The 1,566-nt window shown below is 41.0% G+C and carries 1 protein-coding gene and 1 pseudogene; both read right to left on the bottom strand.

The window, feature by feature from the left end; genetic code table 11:
- Window positions 1-206 precede the first annotated feature (206 nt).
- A complete protein-coding gene (pseC, locus tag NWQ57_RS10955; RefSeq protein WP_306022189.1) occupies window positions 207-1,358 on the bottom strand; it encodes a UDP-4-amino-4,6-dideoxy-N-acetyl-beta-L-altrosamine transaminase in 1,152 nt (383 codons plus the stop codon).
- Window positions 1,355-1,566 (bottom strand): annotated as a pseudogene (locus NWQ57_RS10960) (UDP-N-acetylglucosamine 4,6-dehydratase (inverting)); the annotation flags it as partial. The gene pseC and the pseudogene NWQ57_RS10960, both read right to left, overlap by 4 nt.

Raw genomic sequence — 1,566 nt, forward strand, 5'->3', positions numbered from 1 at the left:
ATTTGTCTATTTGTCTATTTGTCTATTTGTTTAGAGACGAAATAGCTTATCTCGCTACTAATTAATAGGAGAAGGAGTAAATACAATTTTTGGGTTAATACAAATTTTGTTAACTAATCCATAATGGTTTTAGAGCGAAGTGCTGTTTCTTCGCTTAAGCGAATACCGAGTCCCCCTGCAAGTATTACAACTTTCATAGTTCCTTTTTAAGATGCAATAAAATCCTTCAATAGCGTCGATATGCGTTGCACATCGTTACTGACTAGCCCTGGATACAAAGGAAGGGTTAGAATTTGCTCATAAAATCGCTCAGCTTGCGGAAAATTACCGACAGCGAAACCTTTCTGTAAATAATAAGGTTGAAGATGTACCGGGAAATAATGAACATGAACTTGAATGCCAGCATTTCGCATCTGGTCAAATATTTTTCTTCTAAATTGGGGTGTTGGCAGTCTAATTATCATGAGATGCCATGCACTTAAGCTTATTGGTAAGGGTAAAACTAATTTTAAGTTGTGACTATCGAGCTGCTTGGCGTAGGCACAGGCTAATTCATTTCGTGATTCAACAAAAAAACTCAGCCGTTCTAACTGCGATAACCCCAACGCCGCCTGTAACTCGGTCATTCGATAGTTGAAACCTAATTCAAGTTGTTCGTAGTACCAGTCTCCTTCATCAGGCCTTTTCATTTTATGGGTATCTTTGGTTATGCCATGACTACGATAAAGCGCCATTCTCTCTGCTAAGTTATCGCAATTGGTCATGGCTATTCCACCCTCAGCACTGGTGATGATTTTTACTGGGTGAAAACTAAAGACGGTGATATCTGAATATTTACAACTACCGATTGGATAGCCATTATAGCTTCCACCGATGCCATGGGAAGCATCTTCAATGATGCTAAATCCATAGTGTTTTGCAAGCGTAGCGATGGCAGCCATATCACAACTATGTCCGCAAAGATGAACGGGGATTACGACTTTAGGTAAGGTTGCTGTTTTAGCAGCCTGTTCTAACTTAATCGCTAAGGCTTTTGGACACATATTACCGCTTCGAGGGTCGACATCGACAAAATCGACCTCGGCTCCGCAATAAAGTGCGCAGTTTGCCGAAGCAACAAAAGTGATAGGTGAGGTCCATACTCTATCATTTGGGCCAACATCTAGAGCAAGGCAGGCAATATGTAGCGCAGACGTCGCGCTATTAACTGCGACACCAAAGCGAACTGAACAAAGTGAAGCGATAGCTTGCTCAAAAGCGGGGACTTTGGGCCCTTGCGTCAGGTAATCTGACTTTAGTACATCAACCACAGCATCAATATCAGCCTGATTAATCTCTTGTCTACCATAAGGAATCACTGCATTGCTTCCAAATTATATTGCCGCATTTGTTCAATTGATAAAAACTCAGGATTCTTGTCTGAAACATATTCAAATCCAGGCTCTACCAATTGCCCCTGTTCTTGCAAAGCATTACTGGAAAAGTCATTACTGCGATGAAAGAATTTTATGGCAGGCGCAATCACAAAATGGTCTGAAAACTCGTAAGTATGATAGGACATGTCAC

Source organism: Paraglaciecola sp., from assembly GCF_030730205.1.
Lineage (GTDB): Bacteria > Pseudomonadota > Gammaproteobacteria > Enterobacterales > Alteromonadaceae > Paraglaciecola.